The sequence below is a fragment of the Kitasatospora sp. NPDC127067 genome (assembly GCF_042724755.1).
Taxonomy (GTDB): domain Bacteria; phylum Actinomycetota; class Actinomycetes; order Streptomycetales; family Streptomycetaceae; genus Kitasatospora; species Kitasatospora lactacystinica.
Map to the genome: position 1 here is coordinate 9,343 of NZ_JBHXEM010000040.1, position 20,009 is coordinate 29,351.

Genomic DNA, 20,009 nt, shown 5'->3' on the forward strand with positions numbered 1-20,009 from the left:
GTCGTCGGACGAACGGGTGTCGGTGGTGGTGTGCGGTCAGCGGCTTTCCCGGGCGTGCCGGGCGATCTGCCGCAGGGCGGCGGCGAAGTCCTCGGCCGCCCGGCGGACGGCCCCGGTGTCGTGCACGGCGGGCCGGTGCTGCCAGGTGAAGGCGAGGCGTCCGTGCTGGGCCGCGCCGACCACCTCCAGCGGGTGGGAGCCGCCGTCCCGGGGGTCGTGGTCCTGGCCGAAGGAGCCGAGTTCGGCGCGGACCAGGCCGTCGCCGGCGGTCTCGGGCCGGGCGTCCCACTGGCCGAGGTAGTTGAAGACGACCTGGCCGTGCCCGCCGGCGGCGAGGCGCTCGCGGACCTCGGGGGTGCCGAAGGTGCGCAGGGCGCCGAAGCCCAGGCCGTTGCCGGGCACCGCACGCAGTTGCCGGCGCACGGATTTCACCAGGGCGCGCCAGTCGCGGTCCGGATCGGGCCGGTCGGGGTCGGGGACGTGGAAGGTGACGGGGTGGACGGTGGTGAACCAGCCGACGGTGCGGGACAGGTCGACGCCCTCCAGCAGGTCCTCCCGGCCGTGTCCTTCCAGGTCCAGGGCGATCCGCTGCTGTCCGCTCCAGCGGGCCAGGGCGAGGGCGAGCGCGGCGAGCAGCACGTCGTTGACCCGGGTGCGGTAGGCGGCGGGGGCGGCGCGCAGCAGTGCCTCGGTGTCCGCCTCGTCGAGTTCGACGGTGACCGCGTCGCTCTCGGCGCCGTCGCTCGCGACATCGTCGTCGGCGGTGTCATCACTCGCGGCGCCGCCGGGGTCGGCCGGGCCGCCGGGCAGGGCCGTCCGGGCGCTCACCGCCTCCTCCCAGTACGGGAGTTCGTGGTCCAGGCCGCCCTCGGCGACATGTCCGGCGAGCCGGTGCGCCCAGTCCCGGAAGGAGGTGCCGCGCTCCCCCAGGGTGATCGCCCCGCCGCGGACGGCCTGCCGGTGGGCGCTCTCCAGGTCGTCGCGCAGCACCCGCCAGGAGACGGCGTCGACGACCAGGTGGTGGGCGACCAGGAGCAGCAGGGCGGGGTGCTCCGGGTGGCCGGTGAACAGGGCGGCGCGCAGCAGCGGGCCGCGGGCCAGGTCGAAGCCGGCGTGGAGTTCGTCGGCGGCCTTGGCCATGGCCGCGTCGGCGGCCTCGGCGCTCTGCCCGGTCAGGTCGTAGCGGATCAGGAGGTCCTCGGCGGGGGCGGGCGGCGGGTTGAACTGGTGCCAGCCGGCCTCGTCGCGGGTGAAGCGCATGCGCAGCGCGTCGTGGTGTTCCAGCAGGGCGTCGAGGGCGGCGCGCAGTGCCGTCGGGTCGGGGTCGGCGCCGAGTTCGAGCAGGGTGGACTGGTTGAAGTGGTGGTGGGCGGCGCGCGGGGTGGTCAGGAACCACTCCTGGATGGGGGTGAGCGGCAGGCCGCCGGTCACCGGGCCGTCGTCCGCGCGTTCGGTGGCGGTGCGCACGACGGTGGCGAGTTCGGCCACGGTCTGGTGGCTGAACAGGTCCCGGGTGGCCAGGTGGAGGCCGTCGCGGCGCAGCCGGGACACCACCTGCATGCTGAGGATGGAGTCGCCGCCGAGCAGGAAGAAGTTGTCGTCGGCGCCGACCTCGTCGAGGCCGAGGACGTCGGCCCAGATCCGCGCGATCCGGCGTTCGAGGTCGGTCTCCGGCGCCCGGCCCGGGCCGGCGGTGGCGTGGGCGGGCCCGGGGTCGGGCAGGGCCCGGCGGTCGAGCTTGCCGTTGGGGGTGAGCGGCAGGGCGGCCAGCGGGACGAAGGCCGCGGGGACCAGGTGGGGCGGCAGGGTTTCGGCCAGGTGGAGGCGGAGTTCGAGGGCGGGTGCGCCGGTGGTGGCGTCGGTCGGGACGACGTAGCCGACGAGCCGTCCGCCGCCGGGGCCGTCGGCGCGGACGGTGACGACGGCGTCGCGCACCAGGGGGCTGCGGCGCAGGGCGCTCTCGATCTCCCCGGGTTCGATGCGGAAGCCGCGCAGCTTGATCTGTTCGTCGGCGCGGCCGGTGAAGCGGAGTTGGCCGTCGGCGTCGCGGCGGGCGAGGTCCCCGGTGCGGTACATCCGGTCGCCGGGGGCGCCGTACGGGTCGGGCAGGAAGCGCTGGGCGGTGAGGCCGGGGCGGCCGAGGTAGCCGCGGGCGAGGCCGGGGCCGGCCAGGTGGAGCTCCCCGGTGACGCCGGGCGGCACCGGCCGCAGGGCGGTGTCCAGGACGTACGCGCGGGTGGCGCCGCTGGGCCGGCCGATCGCGGGGGTGCCGGTGCCGGGGGTGAGCGGGCCGGTCCAGCTGGCGACGACGGTGGCCTCGGTGGGGCCGTAGGAGTTGATCATCCGTCGGCCGGGGGCCCAGGTGTCGACCAGGTCGGCCGGGCAGGCCTCGGCGCCGACCACCAGGGTGCGCAGGTCCGGGAGGGCGGCGGCGGTTGCGGGTTCCACGGTGGCCAGGGCCGCCGGGGGGATCAGGGTGTGGCTGATCCGGCGGGCGGCGAGGACCTCGGCGAGCCGTTCGCCGACCAGCGGTCCTTCCTCGCCGGTGACCAGGGCGGCCCCGGAGAGCAGGGAGATGCACAGTTCCAGCACGGAGGCGTCGAAGCTGGGCGAGGCGAACTGGAGCACCCGGTCGCCGGGGCCGACGGCGTACTGCTCGGCGGCGGCGGCCGCGAAGACGGCGAGGCCGGCGTGGGTCACCAGGACGCCCTTGGGGGTGCCGGTGGAGCCGGAGGTGTAGATGACGTAGGCCGGGTGGGCGGGGGTGAGGGCGGTGGTGCGGTCGGCGTTGGTGGGTGCGGTGTCCGGGCCTTCGGCGGTCCAGACCCCGTCCGGGTCGTCGAGCACCAGGTGGGCGGCGGCGTCACGGATCATGAACGCGCGCCGGGGCGCCGGGTAGTCCGGGTCGACCGGGAGGAAGGCGCCACCGGCCTTGGCGACGGCGAGCTGGGCGACCACCATGGCCGCCGAGCGGGGCAGGGCGAGGGCGACCAGCCGCTCGGGCCCGACGCCGCGCCCGATGAGGTGGTGGGCAAGCCGGTTGGCGGCCCGGTCCAGTTCGGCGTAGCTGAGTTGCCGCTCGCCGTCGAGCAGGGCGGGTGCGTCGGGGGTGGCGGCGGCCCGGCGCTCGAACAGCTCGGGCAGGGTGGCTTCGGGCACCGGGCGGAAGGTGCCGCCGGTCTCGCCGGGCGGCGTGTCCGGTCCGGCCAGCGGCAGCGCGCCGACGGCGCGGGCCGGGTCCTCGGCGACGGCGGTCAGCAGGGTGGCGAGCTGGCCGGCCATCCGCTCGACGGTGGCCGGGTCGAACAGGTCGGTGTTGTAGGTGAGCAGGCCGTGCAGCGCGCCGCTCCCGGTCTCGACGAACTCCAGCACCAGCTCGAAGGCGGTCCGTACGGCGTCGGGCTCGATGCCGGTCACGTCGAGGCCCGGCAGGTCGGGTTCGGCGGACGGCGCGTTCTGGAGCACCACGTGGACCTGGAAGAGCGGGCTGCGGCTGGTGTCGCGCACCGGCTGGACCTCGTCGACCACCTTCTCGAAGGGCACGTCCTGGTGGGCGAAGGCGTCGAGGACGGTCTGCCGCACCTCGCCGAGGAGGGCGGCGAAGGACTGGCCGGGTTCCACCCGGGAGCGCAGCACCAGGGTGTTGACGAAGAATCCGACCAGCTGCTGGATCTCGGGCCGGTGCCGGCCGGAGGTGATGGTGCCGACGGTGATGTCGGTGTCCCCGCAGAGCCGGGCCAGGTAGGCCTGGGCCGCGGCGACCAGGGTGGTGAACAGGGTGGCGCCGCGCTCCCGCCCGACCTCGGTCAGCCGGCGGGCGGTGTCGGCGGGCAGCTCCAGGCGGACGGTGGCGGCGTTGGCGGCGTTGGCGGTGCGCACCGCGGGCCGGGGCCGGTCGGTGGGCAGCCGCGGCGGCACCACGCCGGTCAGTTGGCGCTTCCAGTAGGCGAGCTGTTCCCCGGTGGGGGCGCCTTCGGTGCGCTGCCAGTGGGCGTAGTCGGCGTACTGCACCGGAAGTGGAGCCAACTCGGCTTCCGTGGAGTCGAGTTCGGCACGGTAGAGGTGGGCCAGGTCGGTGAGCAGCACGCCGGTGGACCAGCCGTCGGTGACCATGTGGTGCAGGGTCAGCGCCAGCACGTGTTCGTGGTCGGCCAGCCGGGCCAGGGTGGCGCGCAGCAGGGGTCCGCGGCGCAGGTCGAAGGGGCGGGCGCGTTCGGCGGCGAGCAGGTCGCGCAGGGCCTGCGGCCGTTCGTCGGCGGGCCGGCCGGAGAGGTCGTGCAGCGGCAGCGGGACGACGTGCGGCGGGTTGACCAGTTGGACGCCGTGGCCGTCGACGCTGTCGAAGGTGGTGCGCAGCGACTCGTGCCGGGCCGTCAGGGCGTCCAGGGCCGCGCCGAGGGCGCCGGGGTCGAGAGTGCCGCGCAGCCGCAGCGCGAGCGCGACGTTCTCGGCGACGCCGGGGGTGAACTCCTCCAGGAACCAGAGGCGTTGCTGGGCGTGGGACATCGGGGCCGCGCCCGTGCGGGGCACCGGGACGACGGGCGGGCGGGCCGGGGTGCCGGACGCCTCGGTGAGCAGCCGGGCCAGGCCGGCCGGGGTGGGGTGGTCGAAGACCGCGCGGGGGCCGAGGTCGGCGCCGAAGGCCTCGGCGAGGCGGGCGGCGAGCCGGATGCTGAGGATGGAGTCGCCGCCCAGTGCGAAGAAGTCCTCGTCCGTGCCGGGCGGGCGGATGCCGAGGACCTCGGCGAAGACCTCGGCGGTGCGGTGTTCGGCGGCGGTGCGCGGTTCGACGCGGGCGCGGCGCCCGTGGCCGGGCCGCTCCTCGGGCGCCGGGAGGGCGGCGCGGTCGACCTTGCCGTTGCGGCTCAGTGGGAGGGCGGGGAGCGGGACGACGGCGGCCGGGACGAGGTAGTCGGGCAGGGTGCGGGCGGCGAAGGCCCGCAGTTCCTCGGGGTCGACGGCGCCGACCGGGTAGGCGACCAGCCGGCGGGCGCCGGGCCGGTCCTCCCGGACGACCACGGCGACGTCGGTGACCTTCGGGTGGGCGGCGAGGGCGGCCTCCACCTCGGCGGGCTCGACCCGGAAGCCGCGGATCTTCACCTGGTCGTCGGCGCGGCCGAGGAACTCGACGGTGCCGTCGGGGCGGCGCCGGGCGAGGTCCCCGGTGCGGTACATCCGGGCGCCGGGCGGGCCGGAGGGGTCGGCGAGGAAGCGGGCGGCGGTGGCGCCGGGGCGGCCGAGGTAGCCGCGGGCCAGGCCCTCGCCGGCCAGGTAGAGCTCGCCCGCGCAGCCCGGCGGGACGGGCCGCAGCCGGCCGTCCAGGACGTGCACCCGCCGGTCGTCCAGCGGGCGGCCGATCGGGACGGTGTCGGGCACGGCCGCGGCGTCCGGGAGGGCGTGGGCGGTGGCGAAGGTGGTGGTCTCGGTGGGGCCGTAGCCGTCCGTCACGGTCAGTCCGGGGCAGGCCGCCAGGACGCGGCGCACGGCGGCGGCGGGCACCACGTCGCCGCCGGTCCACAGGGCCCGCAGGCCGGTGAAGCAGTCCGGCGCGTCCTGGGCGAGCAGCCGGAACAGTCCGGCGGTGAGCCACAGCGCCGTCGGTCCGTCCGGTCCGGCGAGGCGGCGCAGCAATGCGGCGTCCACCGGGCCGGCGGGGGCGACGAGCACGCAGCCGCCGTTCAGCAGCGGCGCCCACACCTCGAAGGTGGCGGCGTCGAAGGCGACCGGCGAGTGCAGCAGCACCCGGGCGCAGCTGCCGTCGGTGAAGCGGCTGTCGGTGGCGAGCGAGGCCACGTCGCGGTGCCGGACGGCGACGGCCTTGGGTTCGCCGGTGGAGCCGGAGGTGTACATCACGTACGCCAGCCGGTCGGGGTCGGCGGGCGGAAGGTGCGGGGCGGCCTCGCCGGTCCGTGCGGCGGCGACCTGTTCGGCGGTCAGCCGGTGGGCGGCGCCGGCCCGGTCGAGCAGGGCGCGGCGGCGCTCCTCGGGGGCGCGCGGGTCGACGGGCAGGTAGGCGCCGCCCGCCTTGAGGACGGCCAGTTGGGCGACGACGAGTTCGGTGCCGCGGTCCATCGCCAGCGCCACCCGGTCCTCGGCGGCCAGGCCGTCGGCGAGCAGCCGGGCGGCCAGCCGGTCGGACCAGTCGTCGAGCCCGCGGTACGTCAGTTCCCGCTCGCCGTCGCGCACGGCGGGGGCGTCGGGGGTGCGGCGGGCCTGCTCGGCGAAGATCCCCAGCGGGCTGCGCGGCACCGGCGGGCGGGCGGTGGCGTGCCAGGAGGCCAGCAGTTCGCGGTCGGCCGCGGTGAGCGGGTCCAGCGCGGCGAGGTCGCCGTCCAGGCCGTCGGCGAGGGCGGTCAGCAGCAGGGCGAGGCGGTCGGCGGCGTCCCGGACGGTGCCGTCGTCGAACAGGGCGGGGTCGTAGGCCAGGTCGAAGGCGAGCTGCCCGCTGAGGTGGGCGCGCAGGCACCAGGGGAAGGTGGTGGCGTCGTCGGCGCGCACCTCGACCACCCGCACGCCGGTGCGGTCCGCGGCCGACTCGTCGACGGGGTAGTTCTCGAACACCAGCATGCTGTCGAACAGCGGTTCCCCGGCGGGCAGTTCGCTCAGGGCATGGATCCGGGGCAGCGCCAGGTGGTCGTGGCGGCGGCCGTCGCTCTGCCGGTCCTGGAGGTCCCGCAGCCAGGGCAGCACGCCGCCGGTCGCGGGCGGCCGGACCCGGGCCGGCACGGTGTTGATGAACAGGCCGATCATCGTCTCGACGCCGGGCAGTTCGGCCGGCCGCCCGGAGACGGTGGTGCCGAAGACGACGTCCGCGGTGCCGCCGTAGCGGGCCAGCAGCAGCGCCCACGCTCCCTCGACCAGGGTGTTGACGGTCAGTCCGGCGGCGGCGGCGTTCTCCCGCAGCCGCGCGGAGAGCGCCTCGTCGAGGGCGCGGTGGACGGCGGCGGTGGCCCGGGCCCGGTGCGCTCCCGCGGGCCGGCGGTCGTAGGGCAGCGCGGTCCGTTCGGTGAACCCGGCCAGGGCGCCGCTCCAGTGGTCCTCGGCGGCCTGTTCGTCCTGCTCGCGCAGCCAGGCCAGGAAGTCGGCGAACGGGCGCCGGACCGGGCGGGGCGCCTGCGGTCCGCCGGTGAGCGCGGCGTACTCCTCGCACACCTCGGTGAGCAGCTGTCCGGTGCTCCAGCCGTCCAGGATCACGTGGTGGGTGGACCAGAGCAGCAGCACCTCCTCGCCGGGCAGCGCGGCCAGGGCCAGCCGGCTGAGCGGTGCGGTGCCCAGGTCCAGCCCGGCGGCCCGCTCCTCGGCGAGCAGCCGTTCGGTCCCCCCGGCGCGCTGTTCGGCCGTCAGCGCGCGCCAGTCCAGGTGGCGGACGGGCAGGGCGGCACGGCGCGCGACCAGCTGAACGGGGTGCGGCAGGCCGCGCCAGTGCACGGAGGTGCGCAGCGCCGGGGTGCGGTCGGCGACCTGCTGCCAGGCCGCGGCGAAGGCCGCCGGGTCGGCGACGCCGGCCAGCCGTACGGCGATCCGGTCCACGTAGGCGCCGTCCTCGTCGACCAGGCCGTGGAAGAGCATGCCGGACTGCAGGGGGGTGAGCGGCAGCACGTCCTCGGTGTCGCGGCCGTCGCCGACCAGGGCGTCCAGCCGCTCCTGGTCGAGGCCGGCCAGCGGGAAGTCGGACGGGGTGCGGCCGCCGGCGCCGGGGCTCGCGCAGTGCTCGGCCAGCTCGCGCAGCGCCTGGAGGGTCTGCTCGGCGAGGGCGCGGACGGTGGCCTCGTCGTAGCGGGCCGCGGGGTAGGTCCAGCCCAGTTCGAGCCGGCCGTCCTGGACCGCCCCGATGACGTCCAGCAGGTAGGGGCGGGGCTCGTCGGGGTCGGTGTCCCGTCCGGCCGGGGGCAGCGAGCCGCGCAGCAGCCCGTCGGCGGCGGCGCTGCGGCTGTCCCACTGGCCGTGGTAGTTGAAGCCGATCAGCGGCGCGGCCGCGTCGGCCGGCAGGGCGGACGGGTGCAGGTGGCGCAGGGCGCCGTGGCTGAGTCCGCGCAGCGGGACGGCGCGCAGCTGCTCCTTGACCGAGCGCAGGGTGTCGTGCCAGCCGGCTTCGGGGTCGACGTGCAGGGCGAGCGGGAACTCGGCGGTGAACCAGCCGACCGTCCGGGAGAGGTCCTGGTCGGCGAAGAGGTCCTCGCGGCCGTGGCCCTCCACCCCGATCAGCACGGAGTCGCGGCCGCACCAGCGGGCCAGGGTGCGGCCCAGCGCGCTGAGCAGGACGTCGTTGACCTGGGTGCGGTAGACGTCCGGGACGTGCCGCAGCAGCGCCTCGGTGGTCCGCTCGTCCAGGGTGACGGTGACCGTGGCGGCGGTGCCGTGGGTGTTGGGGCCGGGCCGCCCCTCGGGCAGCCCGGCCGGGGCCTGGCCGGTGCGGGTCCAGTACGCGCTGTCGCCGTCCAGGGCGCCGGAGCGGGTGTGCCGCTCCAGCCGGGCGGCCCAGCGGGTGTAGGAGGTGCCCGGCTCCGGGAGCCGGACGGGTGCGCCGGTGCGGGCGGCGCGGTAGGCCGCTTCGAGGTCGGCGAGCAGGATGCGCCAGGAGACGCCGTCGACGGCCAGGTGGTGGATCGTCAGGACGAGCTGGCCGGCCTGGTCGGCGCCGCCGTCGAAGAACAGGGCGCGCAGCATCCGGCCCTCGACCGGGTCGAGGGAGCGCTGCGCCTCGTCGGCGGCGCGCTGCACCTGCGCTTCCGCCGTGGCCGGGTGGTGGGTGTAGACGCCGTCCGGTGCCTGCTCCAGGACCTCCTGGTGCCAGCCGGATCCGCCCCGGCGGAAGCGGGTGCGCAGCGCCGGGTGGTGCTCCGCCAGGGCCAGCACCGCGGTCCGCAGGGCGGCCGGGTCGGTGCCCGGGGCCAGGGCCAGCCGCTGGGTCATGGTGAAGCGCAGCGCCTCGCCCTCCCGGCGGCCGTCGAGGTACCAGTGCTGGATCGGGGTGAGCGGGGCCTCGGCGGGCTCGGCCACGTCCGCCTCCGTCCGTACCGACGACTCACCGGCGCACAGGGCGAGTTCGGCGACGTTCTGGTAGCGGAAGACGTCCTTGGTGGTGAGGGCGAGGCCGGCGGCGCGGGCCCGGGAGACGATCTGGATGCTGAGGATGGAGTCGCCGCCGAGGGCGAAGAAGTTGTCCCGGGCGCCGACCCGCTCCACGCCCAGCACCTCGGCCCAGATCGCGGCGAGCCGCTGCTCGGTGCCGGGGCGCGGGGCGACGTACGGGGTGGTGCGGTCCGGCTGGGTGGGCGGGGCGGGCAGGGCCCGCCGGTCGGTCTTGCCGCTGACGGTGCGCGGGACGCGGGCCAGCGGGACGAACGCGGTGGGCACCAGGTGGTCGGGCAGGGTGCGGCGCAGCCAGGCCCGCAGTTCCTCGGCGGGCGGCACCCGGTCGCTGGCCGGCACCGGGTAGCCGACCAGCAGGGTCCGGCCGCCCTGTTCGCGGGCGGCGACGGCGCAGTCGGCGAGGTCGGGGTGGGTCAGCAGGGCGGCCTCCACCTCGCCGGGCTCGATCCGGAAGCCGCGGATCTTGACCTGCTCGTCGACCCGGCCGAGGAACTCCAGCTGTCCTTCGGCGTCCCAGCGGGCCAGGTCGCCGGTGCGGTACATCCGGGTGCCGGGGGCGCCGAACGGGTCGGCGAGGAAGCGGGTGGCGGTCAGCCCGGGCCGGTTCAGGTAGCCGCGGGCGACCTGTTCCCCGGCCAGGTACAGCTCCCCGGGCATGCCCGGCGGCACCGGGCGCAGCGCGCCGTCGAGCACGTGGGCGGTGACGCCGCGGCCCGGCCGGCCGATCACCGGGCGCCCGGGGTGGTCCGCGCAGCGGGCGTAGGCGGCGTCGACGGTGCACTCGGTGGGCCCGTACAGGTTGTAGGTGCTCATGCCGTACTCGGCCTGGGCCGCGCACAGGTCCCGCCAGGTGGCGGCGGGGATCGCCTCGCCGCCGAGCTGCAGCAGCCGGGGGTGGTGGGGGGCGGGGGCGAACAGTCCGGCGGCGGTGAGTTCGCGCAGCAGGGAGGGGGTGACGTTGACGACGTCGAGCCGCTGGTCGACGATCCGGGCGAGGAAGGCCTGCGGGTCCAGCCGGACGTCCTCGTCGATCAGGTGGAGTTCCTGGCCGGAGACCAGCAGCAGCGGGCCCTCCCAGCTGGTGTCGAAGGAGAGGGAGGCGCTGAGGGCGACCTTCAGCCGGCTGCCGTCGGCGGTGTGCGGGGCGAGCATCCCCTCCCGGTGGTCGCGGCAGAGGTTGACCAGCTGGCGGTGCTCGACGACCACGCCCTTGGGGCGGCCGGTGGAGCCGGAGGTGTGGATCAGGTAGGCGGCGTGCCCGGGCAGCAGCGGGGCGGTCCGTTCGGCGTCGGTGAGGTCGTGGCCGGGCAGGGCCTCCCACGGCACCTCGCGCAGGGTGTGATCGGTCAGCACCGTGCGCGGCCGGGTGTCGTCGAGCAGCAGGGCGGCCCGCTCCTCGGGCAGGTCCGGGTCGACGAACTGGAGGACGGCGCCGGCCTTGAGCACCGCGAACAGTGCCACCAGCAGGTCGGAGGTGCGCGGCAGCCGGACGGCGACCACCTGCTCCGGGCCGGCGCCGAGGGCGGCCAGGTGGCGGGCGAGGCGGTTGGCCCGGGTGTTGAGCGCGGCGTAGTCGAGGGTGGCGTCGCGGGCGACCAGCGCGGTGGCGTCCGGGGTGCGGGCGGCCTGCTCCTCGAACAGGGCGGTGAAGGTGGTGTCGGGCCCGGGCAGCGGCTCGCCGCGCCCCTGCCGCAGCACCTGCTCCCGCTCCTCCCCGGTCATCAGCGGCAGCGCCCCGACGGCCGTCGCGGGCGCGTCGGCGGCGGCCGCCAGCAGGGTGGCCAGCCGGTCGGCGAGCTGCTGGGCGGTGCGGGCGTCGAAGAGCCCGGTGCTGTACTCCAGGTAGCCGGTCAGGCCGCCGTCGTGCTCGGCGAAGTCGAAGGAGAGGTCGAAGGTGGCGTTGCGGACGGGCGGGGTGAGGGGTTCCACCGTCAGACCGGGCAGCCGGGGCGCCTCGGCGCCGAGGTTGTGCAGCGCCACCATCACCTGGAACAGCGGGGTGCGGCTGGTGTCGCGCTCCGGCTGGAGGACGTCCACCAGCCGTTCGAAGGGCACCTCCTGGTGGGCCAGGGCGTCCAGGACGGTGGCCCGCGCGGCGGTCAGCAGCTCGTGGAAGGACAGCTCGGGGCGGATGTCGCCGCGCAGCACCAGGGTGTTGACGAACATGCCGACCACGTCGTGGAGTTCGCCCTGTTCGCGGCCGGAGGTGACGGTACCGACGGCGATGTCCGTCTGCCCGGTCCAGCGGGCCAGCAGCACCTGGCAGGCGGCCAGCAGGACGGTGTAGAGGGTGCCGTCGGCCTCCCGGCCGCGCTCGCGCAGCCGGGCGGTCAGCTCGGCGGGCAGGGTGAAGGTGACCAGCGCGCCCTCCCGGGTGCGCACCGCCGGGCGCGGCCGGTCGGTGGGCAGCTCCAGCGGGACCAGGCCGTCCAGGGTCCGGCGCCAGTGGTCGAGGTCGGCCTCGGCGGCGGCGGTGCGGGTGCGCTGCCAGGCCGCGTAGTCGGTGTACCGGACGGGCGGCGCGGGCAGCCGCGGGCGGCGGCCTTCGAGGGCGGCGGCGTACAGTTCGCCGAGGTCGCGGCCGAGCACGCCCATCGACCAGCCGTCGGTGGCGATGTGGTGCACCGCCAGGGCGAGGACGTGCTCGTCGGCGGCGGTGCGCAGCAGGCGGGCGCGCAGCACCGGGCCGGCTTCGAGGTCGAAGGGGGTGGCGGCGATCCGCTCCAGGCGGGCGTCCAGGTCGGCCGGCGGGACGTCCTCGCGGGGCAGTTCGACGGGGTGGGGCGGGCGCACCACCTGCCGGGCCCGGCCGTCCCGTTCGGCGTAGGTGGTGCGCAGTGCCTCGTGCCGCTCGACCAGGGCGTCCAGGGCGCCGCCCAGCGCGGCCCGGTCGAGGGTGCCGCGCAGCCGCAGCACGGACAGCGAGGTGTACTCGGTGCTGCCGGGCTCGAAGCGGTCGAGGAACCAGAGCCGCTGCTGGGCGTAGGAGAGCGGCGGTTCGCTGCCCGGGTCGGCGGCGGGGAGGACGGCCGGGGCGGCGGTCCGTGCGGCGCCCGGGCCCGGCTCGCCGAGCGCCTCGGCGAGGTCGGCGAGCACGGGGTGGGTGAACAGCAGCCGGGGCGAGAGGTCGGCGGTGCCGAAGGCGGCGCGCAGCCGGGCGGTGACCCGCACGGCGAGGATGGAGTCGCCGCCGAGGGCGAAGAAGTCGTCCTCGGCGCCGATCGGGCCGGCGTCCAGCACCTCCGTCCAGGCCCGGGCGACCAGCCGCTCGGCGGGGGTGCGGGGCGCGGTGCGCTCGCGGCCGGCGGCGTAGCCGTCCGGTCCGGGCGCCGGCAGGGCGCGCCGGTCGAGCTTGCCGTTGGGGGTGAGCGGCAGGGCGGCCAGCGGCACGTAGGCGGCCGGCACCAGGTAGGCGGGCAGCAGCCGTTCCAGGTGGGCGCGCAGCTCGGCGGCGCCCGGGGGCCGCAGCGGGTCCGTGCCGACGACGTGGGCGACCAGCCGGCGGGTGCCGGCGGTGTCCTCGTGGACGCCGACGGTGGCCAGGCCCACGCCGGGGTGGGTCTGGAGGGCGGCCTCGATCTCGCCGGGTTCGATCCGGTAGCCGCGGATCTTGACCTGCTGGTCGGCGCGGCCCAGGTAGCGCAGGGTGCCGTCGGCCTGCCAGCGGGCCCGGTCGCCGGTGCGGTACATCCGGGTGCCGGGGGCGCCGAACGGGTCGGCGAGGAACCGGGTGGCGGTCAGGCCGGGCCGGTTGAGGTAGCCGCGGGCCAATCCCTCGCCCGCCACGTACAGTTCGCCGACCGCGCCCGGGGGCAGCGGGGCCAGGTCGTCGTCGAGCACGTACAGCCGCAGGTCGGCGATGCCGGTGCCGATCGGGCCGGGGCCGCCGGCGGTGGCGGTGGCGAGGTCCAGCGCGGTGTGGGTGACGTGCACGGTGGTCTCGGTGATGCCGTACATGTTCACCAGGCGCGGCGCGTCCTCGGGGTGGCGCCGGTACCAGTCGGCGAGCCGGGTGACGTCCAGCGCCTCGCCGCCGAAGACCACCGTGCGCAGCGCCAGCCGGGCGGAGACGTCAGGGAGCCGGGCGTCGGCGCGGGCCAGCTGGTGGAAGGCGGACGGGGTCTGGTTGAGGACGGTGACCCGCTCGTCGGCGAGCAGCCGCAGGAAGTCCTCCGGGGAGCGGGCGGTGTCCTCGGGCACCACCACCAGTCGGCCGCCGTGGAGCAGCGGGCCCCACAGCTCCCAGACCGAGAAGTCGAAGGTGTAGGAGTGGAAGAGCGTCCAGACGTCCTCGGCGCCGAAGCCGAACAGCTCCCGGGTCCGCTCGAAGAGCCGCACCACGTTGGCGTGCGGCACCACGACGCCCTTGGGGCGGCCGGTGGAGCCGGAGGTGTAGATGGCGTAGGCGGGGCTGTCGGGCAGCGGGCGGTGGCCGGGGCCTCCCCGCGGGCCGAGCGGGCCGGCCGGGCGCCGGGCCAGGTCGGCGCGCACCCCGGGGTCGGCCAGGGCGAGCACGGGCACGTCGACGCCGGTCGGCCCGTCCGGGGTCTCCGGGGCCTCCCCGGTCTCCAGGGTCACCAGCGCCACCGGGGCGGCGTCGCGCAGCAGTTCGGCTCTGCGTTCGGCGGGCAGGGCCGGGTCGAGCGGCAGGTAGGCCGCACCGGTCTTGAGGGCGGCGAGGACGGCCACCACCAGCTCGGCGGTGCGGGGCAGCGCGAGGGCGACGTACCGCTCGGGGCCGGCGCCGAACTCGGCCAGCCGGTGGGCGAGCCGGTCGGCCCGGGCGTCCAGTTCGGCGTAGTCGAGGTGCTCCTCGCCGCAGGTGACGGCCTCGGCGTCCGGGGTGCGGGCGGCCTGCTCCTCGAAGAGCTCGACCAGGCTGCGCCCGGGCCGGCCCTGCGCGGTGCCGTTCCAGTCGACCAGCAGCCGGCGCCGCTCCTCGGCGGTGGTCCAGGCCAGCGCGCGCAGCGGGCGGTCCAGTCCGGCGGCCAGCTCGGTGAGCAGCAGGCAGAGCCGCTCGGCGAGGGCCCGCACGGTCGCGGCGTCGAACAGGCCGGGGTCGTAGGCGAGGTCGAAGCCGACCTGCCCGCCCTGGTAGGCGCGCAGCACCAGCGGGAAGCTGGTGGCGTCCCGGGAGGAGACCTCGGCCAGGCGCACCCCGGTGCCGGCGGCCCGGGCGTCGTCGAAGGGGTAGTTCTCGAAGGCGACGATGCTGTCGAACAGCGCGCTGCCGGACGGGACGTCGCTGTAGCCGGTGAGTTCGGCGAGCGAGACCGCCGAGTGCCGGCGGGCCTCGGCCTGGTCGTCCTGGAGTTCCCGCAGCCAGTGGGCGGCGGTGCGGGCGCCGTCCACCCGGACCCGGGTGGGCAGGGTGTTGATGAACATGCCGATCATCGACTCGACGCCGGGCAGTTCCTCGGGCCGGCCGGAGACGGTGGTGCCGAACAGCACGTCCGGTTCGCCGCTGTAGCGGGAGAGCAGCAGCGCCCAGGCGCCCTGGACCACGGTGCCCAGGGTCAGCCCGGCGTGGCGGGCGGTGCGGGCGAGCCGCTCGGAGACCTCCTCGGACAGGGCGGCGCTGTGGCTGCCGGCCGAGCGGGCCCGGTGGGCCTCGTGCCGCACCCGGTCGGCGGGCAGCGGGGTGGCGGTGGCGAAGCCGTCCAGGACGGACCGCCAGTGGGCCCGGGCGGCCCCGGCGTCCTGCCCGGCGAGCCAGTGGACGTAGTCGGCGAAGGGCCGGCGCACCGCCGGGGCGGGCGCCGCGCCGGTGGTGAGCGCCGCGTACTCGGCGAACACGTCGGTGAGCACCTGGGCGAGGCTCCAGCCGTCCAGGATCAGGTGGTGGGAGGTCCACAGCAGCTGGACCCGGGCCTCGGGCAGCCGGACCAGGGTGAGCCGGGTGAGCGGGGCGGTGGCGATGTCCAGGCCGAGGGCGAGGTCCTCGGCGCGCAGCCGGGCCAGCCGTTCGGCGCGCTCGGCCGGGTCGGCGGCCCGCAGGTCCAGGTGGGTCACCGGCAGCCGGACGCCCCGGCGCACCACCTGGAGCGGGGCGGGGACGCCCTCCCAGACCACCGAGGTGCGCAGCGCGGGCGTGCGGTCGGCGATCCGCTGCCAGGCCAGGGCGAGGGCGTGCGGGTCGGCGACGCCCTCCAGCAGCAGGGCGGCCTGGTCCAGGTAGACGTCGTCCTCGCCGCCGACCAGGCGGTGGAAGAGCATGCCCTCCTGGAGGGGGGTGAGCGGCAGCAGGTCCGTCACGTCCCGGCCGTCGCCGACCAGCCGGTCCAGCGTCTCCTGGTCGAGCCCGGCGAGCGGGAAGTCGGAGGGGGTGCGGCCGCCGGCGCCGGGGCTCGCGCAGTGTTCGACGATGGCGCCCAGGGCGGTGGTCACGGCCTCGGCCAGCCGCCGGACGGTGTCGGCCTCGTGGACCACGTCGCTGTAGTGCCAGGTGAGTTCGAGTTCGCCGTCGGCGACCACGGCGGAGACGTCGAGCAGGTGGGCCGGCGGCTCGTCCGGGGCGAGGTCCGGGCCGGGGGCCGGCCCGGCGGGGGCGAAGTCGCCGGCCTCGGGGGCGGTCCACTGGCCGTGGTAGTTGAAGCAGACCTGCGGCAGCGGGACGTCCCGCAGGGCCCCGGCGCCCTCGGCGGGCGACCCGAGCCGGGCGAGGGCCTCGTAGCCCAGGCCGCGGCGGGGCACGGCGCGCAGCCGCTCCTTGACCTGCTTGAGGGTGGCGGCCCAGTCGGGGGCGTCGGCGGGGCCGGCCGGGGCGAGGGTGACGGGGTACTGGGTGGTGAACCAGCCGACGGTGCGGGACAGGTCGAGGTCGTCGAAGAGGTCCTCGCGGCCGTGGCCCTCCAGGGCGACGGTGACCCGTCCGGTGCCGGTCCAGTCGGCGAGGGCCCGGCCCAGGGCGCTGAGCAGCACGTCGTTGACCTGGGTGCGGTAGACCTCGGGGACCTTGCGCAGCAGCGCCCCGGTGGTGGCCCGGTCGAGCCGGCTGCGCAGGGTGCGCACCGAGCCGGCCGTGGGGGTGCCGGGCAGGTCGGCGGGCAGCGGCTCGGCGGGGGCGGCGGTCTCGGCGCTCCAGTACGGCAGGTCGGCGTCCAGGCCGCCGGCCCGGACGAGTGCGGCGAGCCGGTGGGCCCAGTCGGTGAACGCGGTGGGCTCGGGCGCGGGCTCGGGGGTGGCGCCCGCGGCGGCCCGCCGGTAGGCCTCGGGCAGCTCGGCGAGCAGCACCCGCCAGGAGACGCTGTCCACGGCGAGGTGGTGGGCGGTCAGGAAGAGCTGGGACCGCTGCCCGTCGGCGGGGCGGAACAGGACGGCGCGCAGCAGGGCGCCGGTGGCCGGGTCCAGTTGGGCGCGGGCGGTCTCGGCGGCCTCCAGTCTGGCGGTCTCGGCGGCTCCGGTCCGGTCCGCGCCCGGGTCGAGGACAGTCAGCGTTCCCGCGGCGTCGGCGACCGGTTCCTGGCGCCAGTCGGCCCCGGTGCGGGTGAAGCGGGTGCGCAGCGCGGGGTGGGCGGCCACCAGGGCGGTCAGTGCCCGTTCCAGGGCCGGTTCGTCCAGGTCGTGCGGCAGGTCGAGCAGCATCGACATGGTGAAGTGGCGCAGCGGGCCGTGGGCGGCGAAGAACCACTCCTGGACGGGGGTGAGCGGGGCGGGCCCCTCCTCCCGGTGCCGCTCGACGGCGGCCCCGGCGCCGGCGGTGCGGGCGGCGGCGGCCAGGTCGGCGACGGTCTGGTGGCGGAAGACGTCCTGGGAGCCGATCCGCAGGCCTTCGGCGCGGGCCCGGGAGACGGCCTGGATGCTCAGGATCGAGTCGCCGCCGAGTTCGAAGAAGTTGTCGGTGACGCCGACCCTGGGCACGCCGAGCACCTCGGCCCAGATGGCGGCGAGGGTCTCCTCCTCCGGGGTCCGCGGGGCGACGAACTCCCCTTCCCTGGCCTCGGTTTCGGGGGCGGGCAGGGCGCGGCGGTCGAGCTTGCCGCTGGTGCCGAGCGGTAGCGCGTCGAGCACGGTGAAGGAGGACGGCACCAGGTGGTCGGGCAGCACCCGGCGCAGGGCGGCGCGCAGTTCGGCGAAGGGGCGGGCGGCGCCGTCGGCGAACACCAGGTAGGCGGCCAGCCGGTTCTGTCCGTGGGCGTCGGGGACGGCGACCACGGCGGCCGCGGCGACCTCCGGCAGGTCGAGCAGGGCGGCCTCGATCTCGCCGGGTTCGATCCGGTGGCCGCGCACCTTGACCTGGTCGTCGGCGCGCCCGAGGTACTCCAGGCGCCCGTCGGCGGTCCACCGGGCGAGGTCGCCGGTGCGGTACATCCGGCTGCCGGGCGGGCCGTACGGGTCGGCGGTGAAGCGGGCGGCGGTCAGGCCGGGGCGGCCGGCGTAGCCGCGGGCTACCTGCTCGCCGGCCAGGTGGAGTTCGCCGCTCACCCCGGGCGGCACCGGCCGGAGCCGCCCGTCCAGGACGTAGGCGCGGACGTTGGGCAGCGGGCGGCCCACCAGCGGCCGGTCCCCGCCGTCGATCCGGCAGGCGAGCGCGTCGACGGTGCACTCGGTGGGGCCGTAGTAGTTGTAGGCGGCCGTCCCGGGGCGGGCGGCGAGTTCGCGCCAGAGCCGGGGGGCGACCGCCTCGCCGCCGAGCATCAGCACCCGGGGGCGGTGGCGGGGGTCGTCGAGCAGCCCGGCGGGCAGCAGTTGGCGCAGGTAGGAGGGGGTGAGGTCGAGGAAGTCGATCCGGTGGCGCACGACGTACTCGACCAGGGCAGCCGGGTCCATCCGGGTGGTCTCGTCGACCAGGTGCAGCGGGTGGCCGTCGGCCAGCAGCAGCAGGCCCTCCAGCGAGGTGTCGAAGGAGAGGGAGGCGGTCAGCGCGACGTTCAGCGGCCCGCCGCCGGCGTCGGCGACGAAGCCGGCCCGGTGGGCGGCGAGCAGGTGGGCCAGGGCGCGGTGCGTGACGGTGACGCCCTTGGGGCGGCCGGTGGAGCCGGAGGTGTAGAGCACGTACGCGGTGGTCGAGAGGTCCGGCGGGGCGAGCGGGCCGGTGGCGCCGGTGTCCGTGCCGCCGGGGACCGTGTCACCGGGGGCGGGGTCCGCCAGGGCGCGCAGGGTCTCCTCGTCCAGCAGCAGGGCCGGGCGGGCGTCCTGAAGCAGGTACTGGACGCGCTCCTCGGGCAGCGCCGGGTCCAGCGGCAGGTAGCCGGCGCCGGCCTTCCAGACCGCGAGGACGGCCACCACCAGGTCGGCGGTGCGCGGCAGCCGCAGCGCGACCAGCCGTTCGGGGCCGGCGCCGCGGGCGACCAGGTGGCGGGCGAGCCGTTCGGCGCGGGCGTCGAGGGTCGCGTAGTCGAGCCGCTCCTCCCCGGCGACCAGGGCGAGGGCGTGCGGGGTCAGGGCGGCCCGGCGGCGGAACAGTTCGGGGTGGCTCACGGCTTCGACGGGCAGCGCGGTGGCGTTCCAGTCCCGGGTGACCCGCTCGGTCTCCCGCGCGGAGAGCAGCGGCAGGGTGGCGAGCGGGCGGTCCGGTTCGGCGGCGGCGCCCTCCAGCAGCCGCAGCAGCTGGTCGGCCGTCCGGCGGGCGGTGGGGGCGTCGAAGAGGTCGGCGCGGTACTCCAGGACGCCGGTGAGCGCCTCGCCGTCGGGGACGAACTCCACGCTGAGGTCGAAGGTGGCGGCCTGCCGGGGCACGGTGACCGGGGCGGTGGCGAGTCCGTGCGGGTCACCGGCCGCGGCCGGGGCGGGGTGCAGCAGCACCAGCACGTCGAACAGCGGGTTGCGGCCGGCCTCGCGGGGCGCGCCGACCGCCTCGACGATCCGCTCGAACGGCGTGTCGCCGTGGGCGAGGGCGTCGTTGCCGGTCCCGGTGGCGGCCGCGAGCAGCTCGCGGAAGGAGGCGTCGGGCGCCACCCGGGTGCGCAGGACCACCGTGTTGACGAAGCAGCCGACGGCCCGTTCCAGCTCGGTGCGGGTGCGGCCGGCCATCAGGGAGCCGACGGTGACGTCCTCCTGGCCGGACCAGCGGGCCAGCAGCGCCTGGGTGCCGGCCACCAGCGCGGTGTTGAGGGTGCCCTGCCGCTCGGCCGCGAGTTCGCGCAGCCGGGCGGTGAGCGGCGCGGGGACGGTGAAGGTGTGCACGGCGCCGGGGCCGGCCTCCTCGCCGCGCCGGGGGTGGTCCAGCGGCAGTTCCGGCGGCACCGCGCCGGCCAGCTTCTCCTTCCAGTGGGCGAGTTGCTTCTCCAGCCGGTCGCCGGAGAGCTGCTCGCGCTGCCACACCGCGAAGTCGGGGTACTGGGCGGCGACCTCGGGCAGCCCGGGTTCGGCGCCGCGGGCCAGGGCGTCGTAGGCGGTGCACAGTTCGTCCAGGACGACGCCCATGGACCAGCCGTCGGTGACGATGTGGTGGGCGGTCAGCTGCAGCACGTGGGCGTGCGGCGACTCGGCCACCAGCAGGGCGCGCAGCAGCGGCCCGCGGGCGAGGTCGAAGGGCCGGGAGTACTCCTGGAGCAGGACGGCGTCCAGGCTCTCGCCGTCGGCCGGTGTGCGGACCGGCAGGTCCACCGGCCCGGCCGGAAGGACGGTCTGCACCGGCCGGCCGTCGCTCTCCGCGAAGGTGGTGCGCAGCGCCTCGTGGCGCGCCACCACGGCGGTCAGCGCCGCGGCGAGGGCCGCGCGGTCCAGCGCGCCGGTGAACCGCAGGGCGACGGCGCTGTTGTAGCGCGGGTCGCCGGGGCGCAGCCGGTCCAGGAACCAGAGCCGCTGCTGGACGAAGGAGGGCGGCAGCGGCCGGCTGCGGTCGGCGCGCGGGATGGCCCGGTCGGCGGCGGCCTGCGCGGTGCCGGCCCGGCCGGCCAGCCGCCGGCGCAGGGCCTCGCGCAGGTCGGCGGGCAGGGCGGCGGCACGGTCTCGCTTCGAAGTCGTCATGGTCG

At 77.0% G+C, this 20,009-nt stretch carries 1 protein-coding gene; it reads right to left on the reverse strand.

The window, feature by feature from the left end; all coding sequences use genetic code 11:
• Window positions 1–36: 36 nt before the first annotated feature.
• On the reverse strand, window positions 37–20,004 hold the full coding sequence (locus tag ACFWJ4_RS18290) for a non-ribosomal peptide synthase/polyketide synthase (RefSeq protein ID WP_380545094.1): 19,968 nt from the start codon (window positions 20,002–20,004) through the stop codon (window positions 37–39).
• Between the last annotated feature and the right edge of the window lie 5 nt (window positions 20,005–20,009).

What these genes read in the sequence shown, in the direction of transcription:
- ACFWJ4_RS18290 (WP_380545094.1), bottom strand. Translation starts at nt 20,004, where the DNA reads ATGACGACTTCGAAGCGAGACCGTGCCGCCGCCCTGCCCGCCGACCTG.